This window comes from Streptomyces exfoliatus (assembly GCF_000725545.1).
Lineage (GTDB): Bacteria > Actinomycetota > Actinomycetes > Streptomycetales > Streptomycetaceae > Streptomyces > Streptomyces exfoliatus.
Map to the genome: position 1 here is coordinate 55,457 of NZ_JNZP01000010.1, position 15,952 is coordinate 71,408.

Consider the following 15,952-nt stretch of genomic DNA (forward strand, 5'->3'; position numbering starts at 1 on the left):
CTACGTCCAGCGTGCCTACCACTGGCAGGGACAGGAACAGACGTCCGTCCGGGCGTACGACCTGGGATAATCGGGACGCATGGATCTCAGTGCCGAACTCAGCGAATTCCTGCGCTCGCGCCGGGCCCGGCTGAAGCCGGAGGACGTGGGCCTGCCGGAGTTCGGGCGGCATCGCCGCGTACCGGGGCTGCGCCGGGAGGAGCTCGCGCAACTGGCCGGGGTGTCCGTGGCCTACTACACCCGGCTCGAACAGGGCAACGGGCGCAACGTGTCCATGGAGGTCCTGGACGCGATCGCGCGGGCCCTGCGGCTGAGCGACTCCGAGCGGGCGCATCTGACGCACCTGGCCAAGCCGACGGCGAAGAAGAGGCAGCAGCGGGCGGCGATCGCCCGCCCCCAGCAGATCCGGCCCGGTCTGCGGCACCTGCTCGACTCGATGGACGGCGTCCCCGCCCTCGTCATCGGCCGGCGGCTCGACCTCCTCGCCTGGAACCGGATGGCGCGGGCGCTGCTCGGCGACTTCGACACGATGGAGCCGGACGAGCGCAACATGGCCCGTCTCGTCTTCCTCGGGGACAACGCGCGCTCTCTCTATCTGGACTGGGAGAGCAAGGCGACCGAGGTGGTGAGCGTGCTGAGGCTGTACGCGGGCTGCTATCCGGACGATCCCGCGCTGCTTGCGCTGGTCGGCGAACTGTCGGTGAAGAGCGAGGAGTTCCGCTCGCTGTGGGCGGCGCACACCGTCGCGGACAAGGGGCACGGGACGAAGCGGCTGCGGCATCCGCTGGTGGGCGAGATGACGTTGGGCTACGAGAGCCTGAAGGTGGCGGGCGGGGACCCGGACCTGGTGCTCGTGACGTACCAGGCGGAGCCGGGGTCGCCCTCGGCGGACGCGCTGCGGCTGCTCGCGCAGTGGGGTGTCGACGAGCCGGTGGACCTTCGGCAGTAGTTCCGGCGTAGCGGAAGGCCCCCTCCCGGGAGCGGGAGGGGGCCTTCGCACGTGCTGTCAGACCGCCGAGCCGGCCTTCCAGTCCGCCCAGCTCATGTTCCAGCCGTTGAGGCCGTTGTCGGGGGCGATCGTCTTGTCCTTGGAGTTCTTGACGATCACGACGTCACCGACGATCGAGTGGTCGTACAGCCAGGCCGCCGTCTGGTTGGGGTCGCCGGCGCCCTTGACGTCGTTGAGGCCGACGCAGCCGTGGCTGGTGTTGGCCGAGCCGAAGATCGAGTCCGGGCCCCAGTAGTTGCCGTGGATGAACGTGCCCGACGTGGACAGGCGCATGGCGTGCGGCACGTCCTTGATGTCGTACTCGCCCTTGCCGTCGTCGTCGGTGAAGCCGACGGTGGCGCCGTTCATCCGGGTCTCCTTGAACTTCTCGGAGATCACCATCTGACCGTTGTAGGTCGGGTTCTCCGGGGAGCCGGCGGAGATCGGGATGGTCTTGACCGTCTTGCCGTCCTGGGTGACCGTCATGGTCTTGGTGGCGACGTCGACGGTGGAGACCTGGTTGCGGCCGATCTTGAAGGTGACCGTCTTCTGCTGGACGCCGAAGACGCCGTCGGCGCCCTCGACTCCGTCGAGCTCCAGCTTGAGGGTGACGGTCGAGCCCTCGGTCCAGTAGTCGTCGGGCCGGAAGTCGAGGCGCTGGGAGTTGAACCAGTGCCCGACGACCTCCTGGCCGGAGCTGGACGAGACGGTGATGCCGCCCTGGACGGCCTTCTTGTCGGTGATCGCCTTGTTGAAGTTGATCGAGACCGGCATGCCGACGCCGACGGTCGAGCCGTCCTCGGGCGTGAAGTTGCCGATGAAGCTGTTGGCCTTGGAGACGGTGGTGAACGAGGAGTTCTCGTGGGCCTCCAGGCCGGCCGCGTCCGTGGCGGTGGCGGCGATCTTGTAGACCGTGGCCCGCTCCAGCTGCTCGGACGGCTTCCAGCTGAGGCCGTCGGCCGCTATCTCGCCCTTGACCACGGTGCCCTCGGCGGAGGTCATGGTGACCTCGGTGAGCTTGCCCTCGGCGACGGTGACCTTGGCGTCCTTGTTGATGGACGCGTTCTGCGTGCCGCTCTTGGGCGAGATCGTGATCTGCGCCTTGGAGGTCTTGGCCGCCTCGGCCGCCTCGTCGACCTGTGCCTGTGACGGTGGGGTCGCGGATCCGGAAGCGCTGCCGCCGTCGTCGCCGTTGCACGCCGAGAGCACCATTACGCCGCCGAGCACCGCGGCCGCGACCGCCAGGCTCCTGCGGCGCTTGCCGTCCGTCATCACACGCATCTCCATCGTCGCCGATTCCTGCCCAACGCTTACCTAAATACCCACGAGACCCGGTCCGGTTCCGGAACGGGACGGATTGTGGGGAACGCCACTGATCGACACGCACAGGCGGTGCGTCCGGTTCCCCGGGCCAGGCAAAAGGCCCCGGGACGGTGTCCCGAGGCCTCCGGGCAGGGCGTCCGCCGGCCTCACGGCCGGTGGCGCTCGCCCCTACGACCGGGCGTCGTCATCCGTCTCCTCCGCGGATTCCGCGTACTCGGCGTCCTCCGCGTCCCCATCTTCCTCGTCGAGGTCCCACTCCAGCGCATCGGGGTCGTACTCGACCTCCTCACTGCTCCAGGAGGCCTGGACCATGTCGATGCCGGGGACGTCGCGGATGAGGTCGAAGGGCTCGATGAGGTAGGCGAGGGCCTCGGCGCTGTCCTCGCGGACGGCGGCGCGGGCGGGCACGCGCTCCTCCTCGGGCATGAACTCGTCGGCGCCGATCCGGGCCTCGGCGGCCTCGGCGAGTTCGGCCGGTCCGTCGACCTCCAGAACCACATCGACGCGAAGGCGTACATAGCGTGCTGTCTCAGAAGTGCTCATGGGTCGGAGCGTAAGGGGCCGGGGGGCCTCGGCTTTCCCGCGACCCGCTGTGTTCATTAGCATCGGCGCACCGACCAATTCGCGGTTTCCGCAAGGGGGATCGAAATTTCCGTGTCCGCCGCCCCACGCCCACTGCTGACCGCCATCGCCGCGGGCACGCTGCTGTGCGCCCTGTGGTTCGTGCCGTCCGCGAACGCCACCGACGAGGGGGGCGGGGCCCGCATCGGGCTGACCCAGGACGATTCCGCCGCCTCGGACGACGGGCGCGTGGCGGAGACCGGAAGCCTGGGCACCACGCCGTATCTGTTGGGCGGTACGGGGTTCCTCGGGGTCGGCGCGGGCTTCGTGGCGCTCGCACTGCATCGCAGGGGCCGGGCGGCCTGAGCGCCCCCACACGGCGGAAGCGCCCGTTGCGCGACGGAAGGGCCCGCCCGGGTGACCGGGCGGGCCCTCCGTGTCGGCGGACCGTCAGGCGAGCGGGCCGGTGACCGGCTCCACGGCGGCGACCAGCTTCCCTTCCCGTACGAAGGTGTCGGCGGCGGCCAGGTCGGGGGCGAGGAACCGGTCGGGACCGGGGCCCTCGACGCCGGCGGCGCGCAGCGCGTCGATGGCGGCCTGCGAGGCGGGGGCCGGGGTGAGGCCCTCGCGGAGTTCGACACCGCGGGTGGCGGCGTACAGCTCGACCGCGATGATCCGGTTGAGGTTGCCGATCGCGGTGCGCAGCTTGCGCGCCGCGGACCAGCCCATGGAGACGTGGTCCTCCTGCATCGCGGAGGACGGGATGGAGTCGGCGGAGGCCGGGACGGCGAGCCGCTTCATCTCGCTGACCAGGGCGGCCTGCGTGTACTGGGCGATCATGAGGCCCGAGTCGACGCCGGCGTCCTCGGCGAGGAAGGGCGGCAGGCCGTGCGAGCGGTTCTTGTCGAGGAGCCGGTCGGTGCGGCGCTCGGCGATGGAGCCGAGGTCGGCGGCGGCGATGGCGAGGAAGTCGAGGACGTACGCGACGGGGGCGCCGTGGAAGTTGCCGTTGGAGCGGACCTGGCCGTCGGCGAGGACGACCGGGTTGTCGACGGCGGCGGCGAGCTCGCGCTCGGCGACGAGGCGGGCGTGCGCCATGGTGTCGCGGCCGGCGCCGGCGACCTGCGGGGCGCAGCGCACCGAGTAGGCGTCCTGGACGCGGGGGGCCTCGCCGGCCTGGGCGTGGCCGGTGAGGCCGGAGCCCTTGAGCACGGCCAGCATGTTGGCGGCGGAGGCGGCCTGCCCGGGGTGCGGGCGGATGGCGTGCAGCTCGGGTTCGAGGACCTTCTCGGTGCCGAGGAGGGCTTCGAGGGAGAGCGCGGCGGTGATGTCGGCCGACTTGTAGAGGGTGTCGAGGTCGGCGAGCGCCATGATCAGCATGCCGAGCATGCCGTCGGTGCCGTTGAGGAGGGCGAGGCCCTCCTTCTCCTTGAGCTCGACGGGCGCGATGCCGTGGGCGGCGAGCAGCTCGCCGGCGGGCTTCAGGACGCCGTCGGGGCCCTCGGCGTCGCCCTCGCCCATGAGGGCGAGCGCGCAGTGGGAGAGCGGGGCGAGGTCGCCGGAGCAGCCGAGGGAGCCGTACTCGTGCACGACCGGGGTGATGCCGGCGTTGAGGACGTCGGCCATGGTCTGCGCGACCTCGGGGCGGACGCCGGTGTGGCCGGAGGCGACGGTCTTGAGCCGCAGGAACATCAGGGCGCGCACGACCTCGCGCTCGACGCGCGGGCCCATACCGGCGGCGTGCGAGCGCACGATGTTGCGCTGGAGCTGGGCGCGGAGTTCGTGGCTGATGTGCCGGGTGGCGAGCGCGCCGAAGCCGGTGGAGACCCCGTAGACGGGCTCGGGCTTGGCGGCGAGCGCGTCGATGACGTTCCGGGCGGCGGCGAGCGCCTGGACGGCCTCGTTCGACAGCTCGACGCGGGCACCGTGGCGGGCGACGTCGATGACGTCCTGCGGGGTCGTGCCGGACGTGCCGAGGACGACTGTCTGCATATCCATATTCAGCAGCGTACGGACTGAAGACCGACCTGTCACTAGGTGACTTTGTCACTGCCCAGCCAGGGGGCGGCCCCTTACCTGCCCGATGATCGGTTACGCGTCCCCAGTCTGCCGCCCCGGAGCGCGACGATCGGCGTGGCGGCGCGCGCGGAAGCCCTCCTGATGCGCCGAAGTCGAAGGGGGCGGCCCGGCCCCGGCTCAGCGGCCCGGGGAGGCGAAGCAGCCGGCCTTCGGCCCCGCCGATCACTCCCGGTGGAGCGAAACGGGTGGACAACTCCCCAGCAGTAGGCCGTTTTTGAGATGTGCAGTAGCGGTCCACCCGGTCCGCCGAATGCTTATCCTTGCGATCATGACTGACCAGTCTCCGGAACCCTCTGCGTGCCCTGCCCCCTCAGGAGAGCTCCGCGCCTCCCACGATGACCGTGAAGCAGTCGTGGAGCAGCTGCGTGATGCGGCAGCCGAGGGACGAATCGATCTCGATGAGCTGGATGCACGCCTGGAGCAGGCGCTGACGTCGAGGACTCAGGCCGAGTTGGCCGTCCTGACCGCCGACCTGCCGAGGCCGAATCCCGCTGGGAGTCAGTTGCCGCTGGTGCTCAAGGGCGGCATGTATGGCGCGTCTCGAGGTCCCGGGCGCTGGGAGGTTCCCGGGCACGTGATCGCTCACGGAGGCGTGGGGGGCGTGAAGATCGACTTCACCCGCGTTGAGTGCCGCCTCAAGGAGGTCGCGGTGGAGGCGTACGGGGAGACATCTGGTGTCACGATCGTCATCCCCGACGGCTGGACCGCGGAGACCAGCGGTATGGATCCCGGCGTCGGCGGCCTGACGGACAAGACCACTCCCGACCGACTCCCGGGAACTCCGCTGATCCGGCTCACCGGGTCCGGCGGCGCGGGAGGAGTGGTCATCCGCCATCCCAGCCGCCGAGAACTGCGCAAGCTGCGCAGCAACCCGACGCCGAGCTAGGAATCGCCGGCGACGCGGAGACGAACGGGCCCGGCCCGGCGACGGTCACGAGTCGCTGGGCGCGACCGGCAAGGGGCGGGTCCTTGGGGTGGCCGCGTCTGGTGGGCCTCGGGTGAGTTCGCGGTCAGGCCGTTCCCCGGCCCCTTGGGCACGGGCTTCACTCACACGAGCCCTCTTCACTCAACGTGCCCACCCCGACACGCCTCGTGCTGTACGTTCACGCAAAACGGCCCCCGCCGACGGTTGCACCCGTCTGCGAGGGCCTGAACCACCAGTGGAAGCAGCCACCTGTGATCTACCGGCACTTTAACGCGCCCTCGCGCGCCTTCACCCAGTTCTCGCACGAGCTCATCCGGCATCCTCGGCTCAGTTCCGACGCCGTCCGGCTCCTCACCTGGCAGCTCTCCCTCCCCCAGAGTGCGCGCGAGTCCCTCTCCACCTCCGCCCAACGTGCCCGGATCGGGGGACACGCCTTCACCCGCGCCAAGCGCCAACTGAAGGAAGAAGGGTTCGTGCACGAGCGGCGGGTCCAGGTCGCCCGGGGGCGCTGGGCCACCCAACAGCTCGTGTCCAACACCCCGCTGACGGCCGATCAGGCCGTCAAGCTTCTCTCCCGGACACCCGCCCCCACCTGCACCGACCCCGTAACCCCGCAGGTCCCACCGAGTACCCCCACACCGGCCGCCGGTCAGCCAACCACCCCGCCCACCGACGGTCATCCAGACAAACAGCCTGGGGAAGACACCTCCAACCTTCCGGCCCGGACGGCCGAGCCCGCCGACTCGGCGCCACCGCCTCCGCCTTCGCCTCCCTCGGAAGACGCCCGCGCCCTCATCGGCGCCCTCCCCCTGCTCTCCCCCGCCCTTCGCCACATCCCGCCCGGCATGCGTGACGAACTCGCCCACCTCGCCGCCCGATGGCTCGACGCCGGCCACACCTCCACCGACGTCCACGAGCACATCCTGCGCGGCCTTCCCGGCGCCGGGACGCCCGTCCACCGGCCCGGCGGCCTCGTCCGGTACCTCCTGCGCCGGCCGCTCGCCGACGAGACCCTGTGCCCCGAATGCGCCATGAATTCCTCCGGGGAAATCGCCGGGCGAAATCCACAAACGGAATCCGCCGGAACGGCGTCAGGGCCGCCATATCGACTCAACTGCTAAATTCCGACATTTGCGGGCGAGAACTTACCGGTTGCAGGCGCCACGCACGTATCCACGACGGTCTTTTCGCCGGCCGCCGAGCCCTTGACGCAGAGCCGCCCTCCCCTCTCCCTCAGATCGAGGAAGAAACCGGTGGTCACGCCCGTCGACCGGAGGCCGTGGATGCGCTCGTCGATGTAGCCGAGGCCGTTCAGAACCTTCCTGACCTGGCCGGGAGCGGGGTCCTTCAGCTTGAGCAGCGCCTGGGTGAGGCGCTCCTCGTGCAGGCCGCTCGCGCACAGGTCGCGCGCGCTCAGCTCCACCTCCGGACCGGCTGTCGGCGCGGTCGGCTCGATCGGGTCGGCCGGCGGCGTCTCCCCCGGCGCGATCGGGAGTTCGTCCGCGCTACTCCCAGGACTACTAGGCCGGTTGGCGGGCGCATGACCGGAAGGGCACGGTCCGGCGACCGCGTCCAGCATCACGGCGAACGCCGCGCTCCGCGCGCTGTCGACCGCGGCGCTCGCACTACCAGCCATGTCGTTCGAGGCGCGCCCACCGCCCGTCTCGCCGGCCGGACCGCCACCGCAGGCCGTGAGCGTCACGGCGGCGAGGACCGCCGCCGCGAGGGCGAGTCGCGGGCGGCCCCGCGTGCGTGCCGCCGGTCGTTCGGCCGGTCGCACGGACGGGCTGTTCGAGGCGTGGGGGCGCGTCATCCGCACAGTCTCGACCCCGATAGCTCACTCCGCATGAGTACCCCTACTCATTGCCATTTCGGCCACTGGCCGGAATTGAATGTAAATCACTTTCGCTAATTGAGCGAATTGTATTCAGCTCCTCTCAGGCTCTTGTGAACGCATCCTTCGGCGCCCTAAGGTCCGCAGCGATCGGCAAACGATCAACTCGATGCATGAGGGGGAATTCGTGCGCAGAACCGCTCTACCCGTCATCGCCGCGCTGTCCATGGCGCTGCTGCTCCCGCAGAACGCCACCGGCATCACGCCCGCCGCACCGCAGGCCGCCGGAGCCGAGATCGTCGACCCGCCGGCCGCCACCGGCGACTTCCAGGAAGTCGGCCCGGGTGTGTACTCGACCGACAGCAAGACCTTCGAGATAGCCGAGAACGACGCCGGCGTCGGCGCCATCGGCCGCAGACACAGCGTCACCGCGCAGGCGGACGGCGTCGCCAGACCCCAGTCGGCCCCCGCGAGCCGCCCCGACATGGGCGTCTTCGGTCCCGGCTGGGAGGCGGAGTTCCTCGGCGGCGAGCTCAACCAGAAGCTGGAGCAGCAGGGCGACGCCATCGTCGTCACCGACCTCAACGTCGGCGAGTCCGTGCGCTACCTGCTCAAGAGCAGCCTCGACTTCCCCGACGGCGGCGGGGTGAAGAAGTACGAGACCGCCGAGGGCGACAAGATCACCGACACCACCCGGTGGGACTCCGCCACCGGAACCCTGGTCTCCACCATGGTCGAGACCCTCAACGTGAACCTCTCGGTGGCGGACGAGGGGCAGCCCGACGGCGGCACCGAGGTCGGCGACGAGCCCGTGGCCGCCGCGAGCCTCCTGCCCACCCGTACCTGGAAGCAGGCCGCTCCCGGCGTCAACGCCTGGCGGGTCACCAGCGCGGGCAACGCGGCCTACGGCGTCTCCACCGTCTCCTACGACTCCAAGGGCCGGATCTCCACCATCACGGAGCCTGCCGTCGGGGAGGCCCTGAAGGAGACCGTGGCGATCAGCTACGCGAGCACCACCACGGCCTCGGGGACGGCGCTCGGCGACTACGCGGGCCGTGCCAAGGAGGTCAAGGTCACCACCGGTGCCACGACGCAGACCGTCGCCCGCTACACGTACGACGCCTCGGGCCTGCTGCGCTCGGTGACCAACCCGGTCCAGAGCAGCGCCGCGGTGGCGTCCTACGTGTACGACTCCACCGGCCGCGTCTCCGACATCGTCTCGCCGGACCACGGCGACTGGGACCTGACCTACCCGGCGGCGTCGGCCTCGCCGGACGTCCTGCCGACCGGGCCCGCCCGCCCGGCCGCGGACGCGCCGATCGAGGGCGCGACCGGGATCACCGACCCGAACGCCGTCGCTCCGCCGGCCACGGACATCGGCCCGGGTGAGATCTCCGACCCGGAGGCCTACCCGCGCAAGTGCAGCTGGGCCCGTCACTGGCTCTACTACTGGAAGACCGGCTGCGCCGCCTGGGCCGCGCACTACGGCTGGCACAAGCCCTACTTCAAGTACACCAAGACCGGCTACCGCGTCGTGGGCATCAACTACGACGGCTGCAGCACCCCCGGCCCGAACGTCAGCAAGCCGGGCGGCTGGAACTTCCGTCCCGCGTGCGACATGCACGACTACGGCTACGGCCTGATCGGCAACACGTACAAGGGTTACGCGTACTACCTCGACCGGCACAAGAAGGTCGCCGTGGACGACGTCTTCTACACGACGCTGCGCGACAAGGTGTGCTCGGGCTACTTCTGGAAGAGGGCCTGCCGCGCCACCGCGTGGACCTACCGCCAGGGCGTCCGCGCGGGCAACCCGAAGAACGGTGCCAACCGCACCTGATCGACGGCTCGACCGCTGACGGAGCATGCCCCGGGGCGTCAAGGGCCGGGGGGCGAACCCATCGCCGCCCGGCCCTTTCCCCTCCGCGCGCCGCGCCGCGCCCTCCACGCCGCGCCGCGCCCCGCACCCCGCGCGCCGCGTCCGGCTCTCCGTCCTCACGTTTTCGCGCCTGTGCGCTGCCACCGTCTCCACGGGCTGAGCCATGCCCTCGTTCCCACGGGCTGAGCGATGTCCTCTTTCTCTCCGAGGCCACTGTGAAGAAGAAGATTTGGGCCACGGTCATCACCGCGATGACGACCGTGTCGCTCGGCGCGATGCCGGCCCAGGCCGCCGCGCCGCTGAGCACCTCCACGACGGCCGACGCGGCCGACGGGATCATCGACCCGCCCCTGTACGACGCCACCGCCGCCGGCGGCACGGTCCGCGTCAACGTCGTCACCGAGAACCGCACGGACATCCCCGACGCGGCGACCGCGGGTGAGACGAAGCAGTCCTTCTCGACCCTGCCGGTGGTCACCCTCAAGGTCGACCGCGCCGGCCTCGACGCCCTGGCCGCCAAGCCGGGCGTGGTCAGCGTCACCGAGGACACGCCGGTGCCGCCGTCCCTGGACGGGAGCATCCCCCTGATCGGCGGTGACAAGGCCCTCGCCGCGGGCAAGACCGGCGCGGGCAGCGCGATAGCCATCCTGGACACCGGCGTCGCGACCCAGCACCCGTTCCTGAAGGGCCGCATCAAGGCCGAGGCGTGCTTCTCCCCGAGCGACCCGGACCTCGGCGCCTCCAGCCTGTGCCCCAACGGGACCGACCGGCAGGAGGGCATCGGCACCGCCGACTCCGAGGCCGGGGCGTGCGCGACCGCCTCCGGTTGTGACCACGGCACCCACGTGGCCGGTATCGCGGCGGGCAACGGCGCGGGCCTCACCGGAGCCCCGGCCCGCGGTGTGGCCCCCGGCGCCGACCTCATCGCCATCCAGGTCTTCAGCAGGTTCGACTCGGACGACTACTGCGGCGGCTCCGCCCCCTGCGTCCTGAGCTTCACCAGCGCCCAACTGGCCGGTCTGGAGAAGGTGCTGCAGCTGCGTCAGGCCGGGACGCCCGTCATCGCGGCGAACCTCAGCCTGGGCGGAGGCCGTTACACCAGCGACTGCACCGCCGACCCCCGCAAGCTGGCCATCGACAATCTGCTCGGCGCCGGTGTCGCCACCGTGGTCGCGGCCGGCAACAACGGGTACACCGACGCGGTCAGTGCCCCCGGCTGCGTCTCCTCCGCCGTGACCGTCGGCTCCACCACCCCGGACGACGAGCTGTCGGCGTTCACCAACCGGGGTCCGCTGCTCGACCTGTTCGCGCCCGGCACCGGCATCGTGTCCTCCGTCACCGGCGGCGGGTACGCCCCCAAGAACGGCACCTCCATGGCCGCACCGCACGTGGCGGGCGCCTTCGCGGTGCTGCGGCAGGCGTTCCCCACGAAGACCGTCACGGAACTCCAGGCGCTCCTGAAGTCCAGCGGCAGGAGCATCGGCTACACCGGTGCCACCACCCCGCGCATCGACCTCGGCCAGGCGCTCGCCCCGAAGAAGACCGGCATCGTCGACTTCAACGGTGACGGCGTCGAGGACATCGCCATCGCCGACCCGGCGGCCACCGTCGGCGGCGTCACGACCGCCGGTACGGTCTGGGTCACGTACGGCGGAGGCAAGGGCACCGCCGGGATCAACCAGAACCTCGACTGGGTGCCGGGCGGCGCCGAGCAGAGCGACTGGTTCGGCGAGGAACTCGCCACCGTCGACTACGACAAGGACGGCTACACCGACCTGGTCGTCGGAACTCCCTCGGAGGACGTGGGCTCCGCCGTCGACGCGGGCTTCGTCGACATCCTGTACGGCGCCGCCGGCGGTCTGGGCACCGGCACCAAGAAGAACACCCACCTCGAACAGGGCCAGGGCACCGGCGCGATCGCCGGTTCGGCCGCCGAGGCGGGCGACCGCATGGGCCACGCGATCGCGGCCGGCACCACCAGGGCGGGCGTCCCGTACCTGCTGATCGGCAACCCCGGTGAAGCCCTCGGCGCCCACACCGGCGCCGGCAGCGCCTTCTACGTCCACGGCAGCACCAGCGTCACCATCCACCAGGACAGCGCGGGCGTCCCGGGCAGTGTGGAGAAGGACGACAAGTACGGCTTCAGCGTGACCGGCGACGCCAACTTCCTCGCCATCGGCTCTCCCGGTGAGGCCATCGGCACCGACGCGAAGTCCGGCGGCGTGGCCCTCTTCGACCCCAACAAGCTCGACGCCGAGGGCAAGCCCACCCCGCTGGCGGGCCTCGACCAGGACAACGCGGCGATCTCCGGCGGCGCCGAGCCCGGTGACGAGTTCGGCTTCGCGGTGGCCATCGCCCCGTTCCGCGCGTCGACCGCCGCCACCGCGTCCGAGTCGATCCTCGCGATCGGTTCGCCCGGCGAGGGCGTGGTCGTGGACGGCGAGAACCGCCTCAACGCCGGCCGGGTCGTACAGATCCGGATCAAGCCCGACGGCACCTGGAGCTACCTGCGCGAACTCAAGCAGGGCACCGCGGACGACACGGTCTCCGGCACCTCCGAGACCGGTGACCGCATGGGCGAGACCCTGGCCGCCGTCAACACCGCCCCGGACGCCGTGAGCACCTCGGCGTCCATGCGGCTCGCCGTCGGCACGCCCGGCGAGGCCATCGGCACGGTCACCCAGGCGGGCGCGGTCCACACCTTCTCGCTCGCCGGTTCGGCCGGGACCAACGACCGCTGGATCGAGGCGGGCGACGGCGACGGCATTCCCGGCACCCCGGGCACGAAGCAGTACCTGGGCAAGAGCCTGTCGTTCACCGCCACGCGCCTGTACGTCGGCATGGCGTACGGGCCGAACGCCGGCGGGGCCCTGTACGCCCTGCCGATGTCCAACGTGACCGTCGGCGGGACGGTCGCCCCGGTGACCGCGTACAAGCCGGGGACGGGCGGCGTGTCCTCGGGCGGCGTCCGCTTCGGGTACGCCTCGCGGTAGCGGGAACCCCGCGCTCCTGAGGGAGAGAGCCCCTCGAAGACCCCACCCGGTCTTCGAGGGGCTCTCCCGTCAGGGATGGTCCGGCGGCTCCACCGGCGGCGCGTCCCTGAAGCGGCGGCGGTCGCGGGCGCCGGGAGGCGCGTCGGCGAGGCGGACGACCGTGCCGTCCCGGCCCGCCACCACCGGCTTCGCCGAACGGGCCGCCTTGGCCTGGTACTGGGCCGCGTCGGCGAGCCGGAAGAGTCGGCGCGCCGACTTCAGGGGGCCGATGGGGTCGCCGGTGGACGCCACTCCGCAGGCGACGCCCTCGCCGAGTTCCAGTTCCGCGGCCCGTACGCAGAGCTCCTCGGCGACCGCGACCACCTCGTCGGCCGTCGGGCCGACCGTCAGGAGGCAGAACTCGTCGCCGCCGAGGCGGGCGGCGAGCGCGCCGGGGAGCCTGGCGCCGCACCGGGAGAGGACGGAGCCGAAGCGTTCGAGGAGCCGGTCGCCGACGGCGTGGCCGTGGGTGTCGTTGACGCGCTTGAGGCCGTTGAGGTCGCAGACCAGCAGGCTGACGACGGAGCCGTCCGCGTGGTAGCGCTCGATGGCCTCGTCGAGGCGGGTGTCGACGGCCCGGCGGTTGGCGAGTCCGGTCAGGGGGTCGGTGAAGGCGAGTTTGCGGACCTCCTCCAGGCGTTCGGCCTGGGCGATGCCCGCCGCGACGACGGCCGCGAGCACGGTCGCGAAGTCGGCGTCCGCGCGGGTGAAAGGTTTCGTCTGGGGTGGCCTGGCCACGTACAGCTCGCCCCACGCCCGCCCGTGCAGCACGATCGGCGCCACCACGCAGCAGCCCCGGCCGCGCCGGCGCAGGCCGGTCACCCGGCCTGTCGACACCGGGTCGCCCGCGGTCTCCACCCAGGCGTCCGGCTCGCCGCCGCCCGCCCACTGCTCGTGCAGGAACTCGGTGATCTCGGGGAACTGGTGCACGGGATACGTCTCCGAGTCCGGGAACTCCTCCTCGCCCGGGGCCCGCTCCCCGGCGTTCACCAGGACCTTGAGGCGGCCGTGGTCCCGCTGCCAGACCGACAGGGCGGCGAAGCTTCCGTCGAGCCCGTCGCAGGACCCGAGCGCCGCCGCCCGCCAGAACTCGCGTGGAGTGTGCGCCGCCGCCATCCCCTGCGCCAGCGCCACTACGGCCCGCAGCCGCCCGTCCTCACCCATTCCTCCAGCTTAGGGAGGTTTGACCCGTTTTCCCTTTCGAGACGTCACCGTAAGTGACATTTAGTGCAAAATGGGAAAATTGAGTCGCTGGATCACTCGCCCGGCCAGTTCGGCTTCCGCTTCTCGTTGAAGGCCGCCACACCCTCCGCCCGGTCCCCCGAGAAGGCCACCGAACGCCAGGCCGCGTCCTCGACCTCCAGGCCCGCCCGCAGGTCGAGGCCCTGGCCGAGCCGCATGGCCTTCTTCGCCGCGCGCAGCCCGACCGGCGAGTTGGCCGCGATCCGCCCCGCGAGCTCCAGGGCGGCGGTCCGCGCGTCGTCCGCGAGGAGGTCGACGAGGCCGAGGTCGCGGGCCTCCGCCGCCTCCACCCGGCGGGCCGTGAAGACCAGCTCGGCGGCGCGCGCCGCGCCCACCCGGCGCGGGAGCAGCTGCGTACCGCCGCCGCCGGGGATGACGCCCACGGACACCTCGGGGAGGCCGACCACGGCGGTCGCGTCGGCCACGATCACGTCGCAGGCGAGCGCCAGCTCGAAGCCCCCGCCGAGGGCGAAGCCGTGCACGGCGGCGACGGTCGGCATCGGCAGCTCCAGGACGCCGGTGTAGGCGGCGCGGGCGGTCGGCCGCTGGCGGACCAGCTCGGCGTCGGTGAAGGAGTTGCGCTCCTTGAGGTCGGCGCCGACGCAGAAGGCCCGGTCGTTCGAGGAGGTGAGGACGGTGACGCGGACGGCCGGGTCGGCGGCGAGGGCCTCGCAGGCCGCGCCGAGGGAGCGGGCCATCTCGGAGGAGACCGCGTTCATCGCCTTGGGGCGGTCGAGGACCAGTTCGGCGACATGGCCCTCGCCCCCGTCGGCCCCGCCCTTTCGGACCACCACGAACTCACCGAAGCGCTGCTCGGACATGACCGCACACCCTCCCGACCAAGACCCACCTGTTAACGGCTGTTAACCGGTGCTCGTCGGAGATCCTAAGTGGGACGGCGGGTCAGGAGCCAGGGTTCGACGACGCCGAGGCCACGGACCGGGCGCTGCCACATCGGCTGGAGCGCGAAGCGGTACGTGGCGGCCTGGCGGCCCTCCTTCTCGGCGCGGGCCGCCTGCTCGGCCGCCTCCGTCTCCGAGACGGGCGCCTCGCCCGTCCTGGACAGCTCCTCGGCGAGCGCGCCGTCGACGAGGACGGCGTCCTTCGGCGCTATCGAGGTGAGGCGGCTGGCCAGGTTCACGGTGGTGCCGAAGACGTCGCCCATCCGGGTCGTCACGGTGCCGAAGGCGATGCCGACGCGCAGCGCGGGCATCGTCTCGTCGTGGCTGAGGGTCTCGATCAGGCGCAGCGCGATCTCGGCGGCCGTGCCGGCGTCGTCGGCGGCGTACAGGACCTCGTCGCCGAGGGTCTTGATGAGCCGCCCGCCGTGCGCGGCGACCAGGTCGGCGCAGGTCGTCTCGAAGGCCTCGACCAGCTCGCCGAGCTCCTCCTCCTCGAGGCGGCGCGTGAGCCGGGTGAAGCCGACGAGGTCCGCGAAGCCGACCGCGAGCCGCCGGTCGACCATCTCCTCGTCGTCGGCGGCCTGCACGAGCACCCGGCCGGTGGCGGCGGCGAGCTGCCGCCGCCAGACGTAGATGAGGAACTCCTCCAGCTCGGGCAGGAGCAGCTCGACCAGGGGGTACGTGACCTCCGTACGGGTCATGCCGGGCTCGGGCGGCTCGGTGAGGCCCTCCAGGAAGGAGTCGATCTGCCACTCGGCGAGCCGGGCGGTGGTCTGTCCGGTGGAGCGGGCGACCTGGACGGCCATCGGCTCGCTGAGCAGCCCGGCCTCGACGAGACCGGCGAGCCGGCGCAGGGCGAGGACGTCGGCCTCGGTGAGCGCCTTGGCCTGGCCGATGTCGGCGAAGCCCATGGCGCGCCAGAAGCGGGAGGCGAGCTCCATAGAGACGCCGGCGGTGCGGGCGGCCTGGAACGGGGTGTAGCGACGTTCGGCGCCGAGGATGAGCTGTTCGAGCCGGATGGCGAGGGGATCGTCGGTCGGCTCGGCCGTGTGGTCGACCTCGTGATGCGGTGTGGGGTACGTGGGAGGGCCGGGCGCGTCGCCCGTGTTCTCGTCGTCGACGGTCACCGGCCGCCTCCTGCCCGTTCCCTGCCCACTTGCCCTGCCGATCTGTCGCCTGGATCGCGC

13 protein-coding genes are annotated in these 15,952 nt (G+C 71.6%); 6 read left to right on the forward strand and 7 right to left on the reverse strand.

What is annotated here, in order from left to right:
- Positions 1–79 precede the first annotated feature (79 nt).
- Positions 80–949: a helix-turn-helix domain-containing protein gene (locus IO20_RS0112350; protein WP_030548894.1), complete on the forward strand. Its 870-nt coding sequence runs from the start codon at positions 80–82 to the stop codon at positions 947–949.
- A gap of 57 nt (positions 950–1,006) precedes the next feature.
- Here IO20_RS0112350 and IO20_RS0112355 read toward each other — a convergent pair whose 3' ends face one another.
- Positions 1,007–2,275 carry a L,D-transpeptidase gene (locus tag IO20_RS0112355; protein ID WP_030548897.1) on the reverse strand — a complete coding sequence of 423 codons (1,269 nt, stop codon included), beginning with the start codon at positions 2,273–2,275 and terminating at the stop codon, positions 1,007–1,009.
- A gap of 204 nt (positions 2,276–2,479) precedes the next feature.
- A complete protein-coding gene (locus IO20_RS0112360; RefSeq protein WP_030548898.1) occupies positions 2,480–2,854 on the reverse strand; it encodes a hypothetical protein in 375 nt (124 codons plus the stop codon).
- A gap of 111 nt (positions 2,855–2,965) precedes the next feature.
- On the opposite strand from IO20_RS0112360, the gene IO20_RS0112365 reads away from it, so the two are divergent.
- Positions 2,966–3,238 (forward strand): hypothetical protein, encoded by a 273-nt coding sequence (locus tag IO20_RS0112365; protein ID WP_030548899.1) that lies wholly within the window; start codon positions 2,966–2,968, stop codon positions 3,236–3,238.
- Positions 3,239–3,322: 84 nt separating this feature from the next.
- Here IO20_RS0112365 and hutH read toward each other — a convergent pair whose 3' ends face one another.
- Positions 3,323–4,864 (reverse strand): histidine ammonia-lyase, encoded by a 1,542-nt coding sequence (hutH, locus tag IO20_RS0112370; protein WP_030217784.1) that lies wholly within the window; start codon positions 4,862–4,864, stop codon positions 3,323–3,325.
- Positions 4,865–5,219: 355 nt separating this feature from the next.
- Between hutH and IO20_RS0112375 the strand changes: the two genes are divergently transcribed.
- Both IO20_RS0112375 and IO20_RS40270 read left to right on the forward strand, forming a co-directional pair.
- Complete coding sequence (locus tag IO20_RS0112375; protein ID WP_030548901.1) at positions 5,220–5,837, forward strand: DUF1707 SHOCT-like domain-containing protein; 618 nt, start codon at positions 5,220–5,222, stop codon at positions 5,835–5,837.
- 290 nt (positions 5,838–6,127) lie between these two features.
- Positions 6,128–6,997 (forward strand): hypothetical protein, encoded by an 870-nt coding sequence (locus IO20_RS40270; RefSeq protein WP_051894187.1) that lies wholly within the window; start codon positions 6,128–6,130, stop codon positions 6,995–6,997.
- On the opposite strand, the gene IO20_RS41325 is transcribed toward IO20_RS40270, so the two are convergent.
- Positions 6,994–7,578: a hypothetical protein gene (locus IO20_RS41325; protein WP_245684933.1), complete on the reverse strand. Its 585-nt coding sequence runs from the start codon at positions 7,576–7,578 to the stop codon at positions 6,994–6,996. The genes IO20_RS40270 and IO20_RS41325 overlap by 4 nt on opposite strands.
- Positions 7,579–7,897: 319 nt before the next feature.
- On the opposite strand from IO20_RS41325, the gene IO20_RS0112390 reads away from it, so the two are divergent.
- Together IO20_RS0112390 and IO20_RS41330 are read left to right on the forward strand one after the other, a co-directional pair.
- Positions 7,898–9,550: a phospholipase A2 gene (locus tag IO20_RS0112390; protein WP_037635289.1), complete on the forward strand. Its 1,653-nt coding sequence runs from the start codon at positions 7,898–7,900 to the stop codon at positions 9,548–9,550.
- 290 nt (positions 9,551–9,840) lie between these two features.
- Positions 9,841–12,582: a S8 family peptidase gene (locus tag IO20_RS41330; protein WP_245684935.1), complete on the forward strand. Its 2,742-nt coding sequence runs from the start codon at positions 9,841–9,843 to the stop codon at positions 12,580–12,582.
- Positions 12,583–12,651: 69 nt separating this feature from the next.
- Here IO20_RS41330 and IO20_RS0112405 read toward each other — a convergent pair whose 3' ends face one another.
- The 3 genes from IO20_RS0112405 to IO20_RS0112415 form a co-directional block, all read right to left on the reverse strand.
- Complete coding sequence (locus tag IO20_RS0112405; protein WP_030548909.1) at positions 12,652–13,785, reverse strand: GGDEF domain-containing protein; 1,134 nt, start codon at positions 13,783–13,785, stop codon at positions 12,652–12,654.
- Positions 13,786–13,877: 92 nt separating this feature from the next.
- Entirely contained in the window at positions 13,878–14,684 is an 807-nt protein-coding gene (locus IO20_RS0112410) for an enoyl-CoA hydratase/isomerase family protein (RefSeq protein WP_030548911.1), read from the reverse strand.
- A gap of 65 nt (positions 14,685–14,749) precedes the next feature.
- Positions 14,750–15,892: an adenylate/guanylate cyclase domain-containing protein gene (locus IO20_RS0112415; protein WP_030548913.1), complete on the reverse strand. Its 1,143-nt coding sequence runs from the start codon at positions 15,890–15,892 to the stop codon at positions 14,750–14,752.
- Positions 15,893–15,952 lie beyond the last annotated feature (60 nt).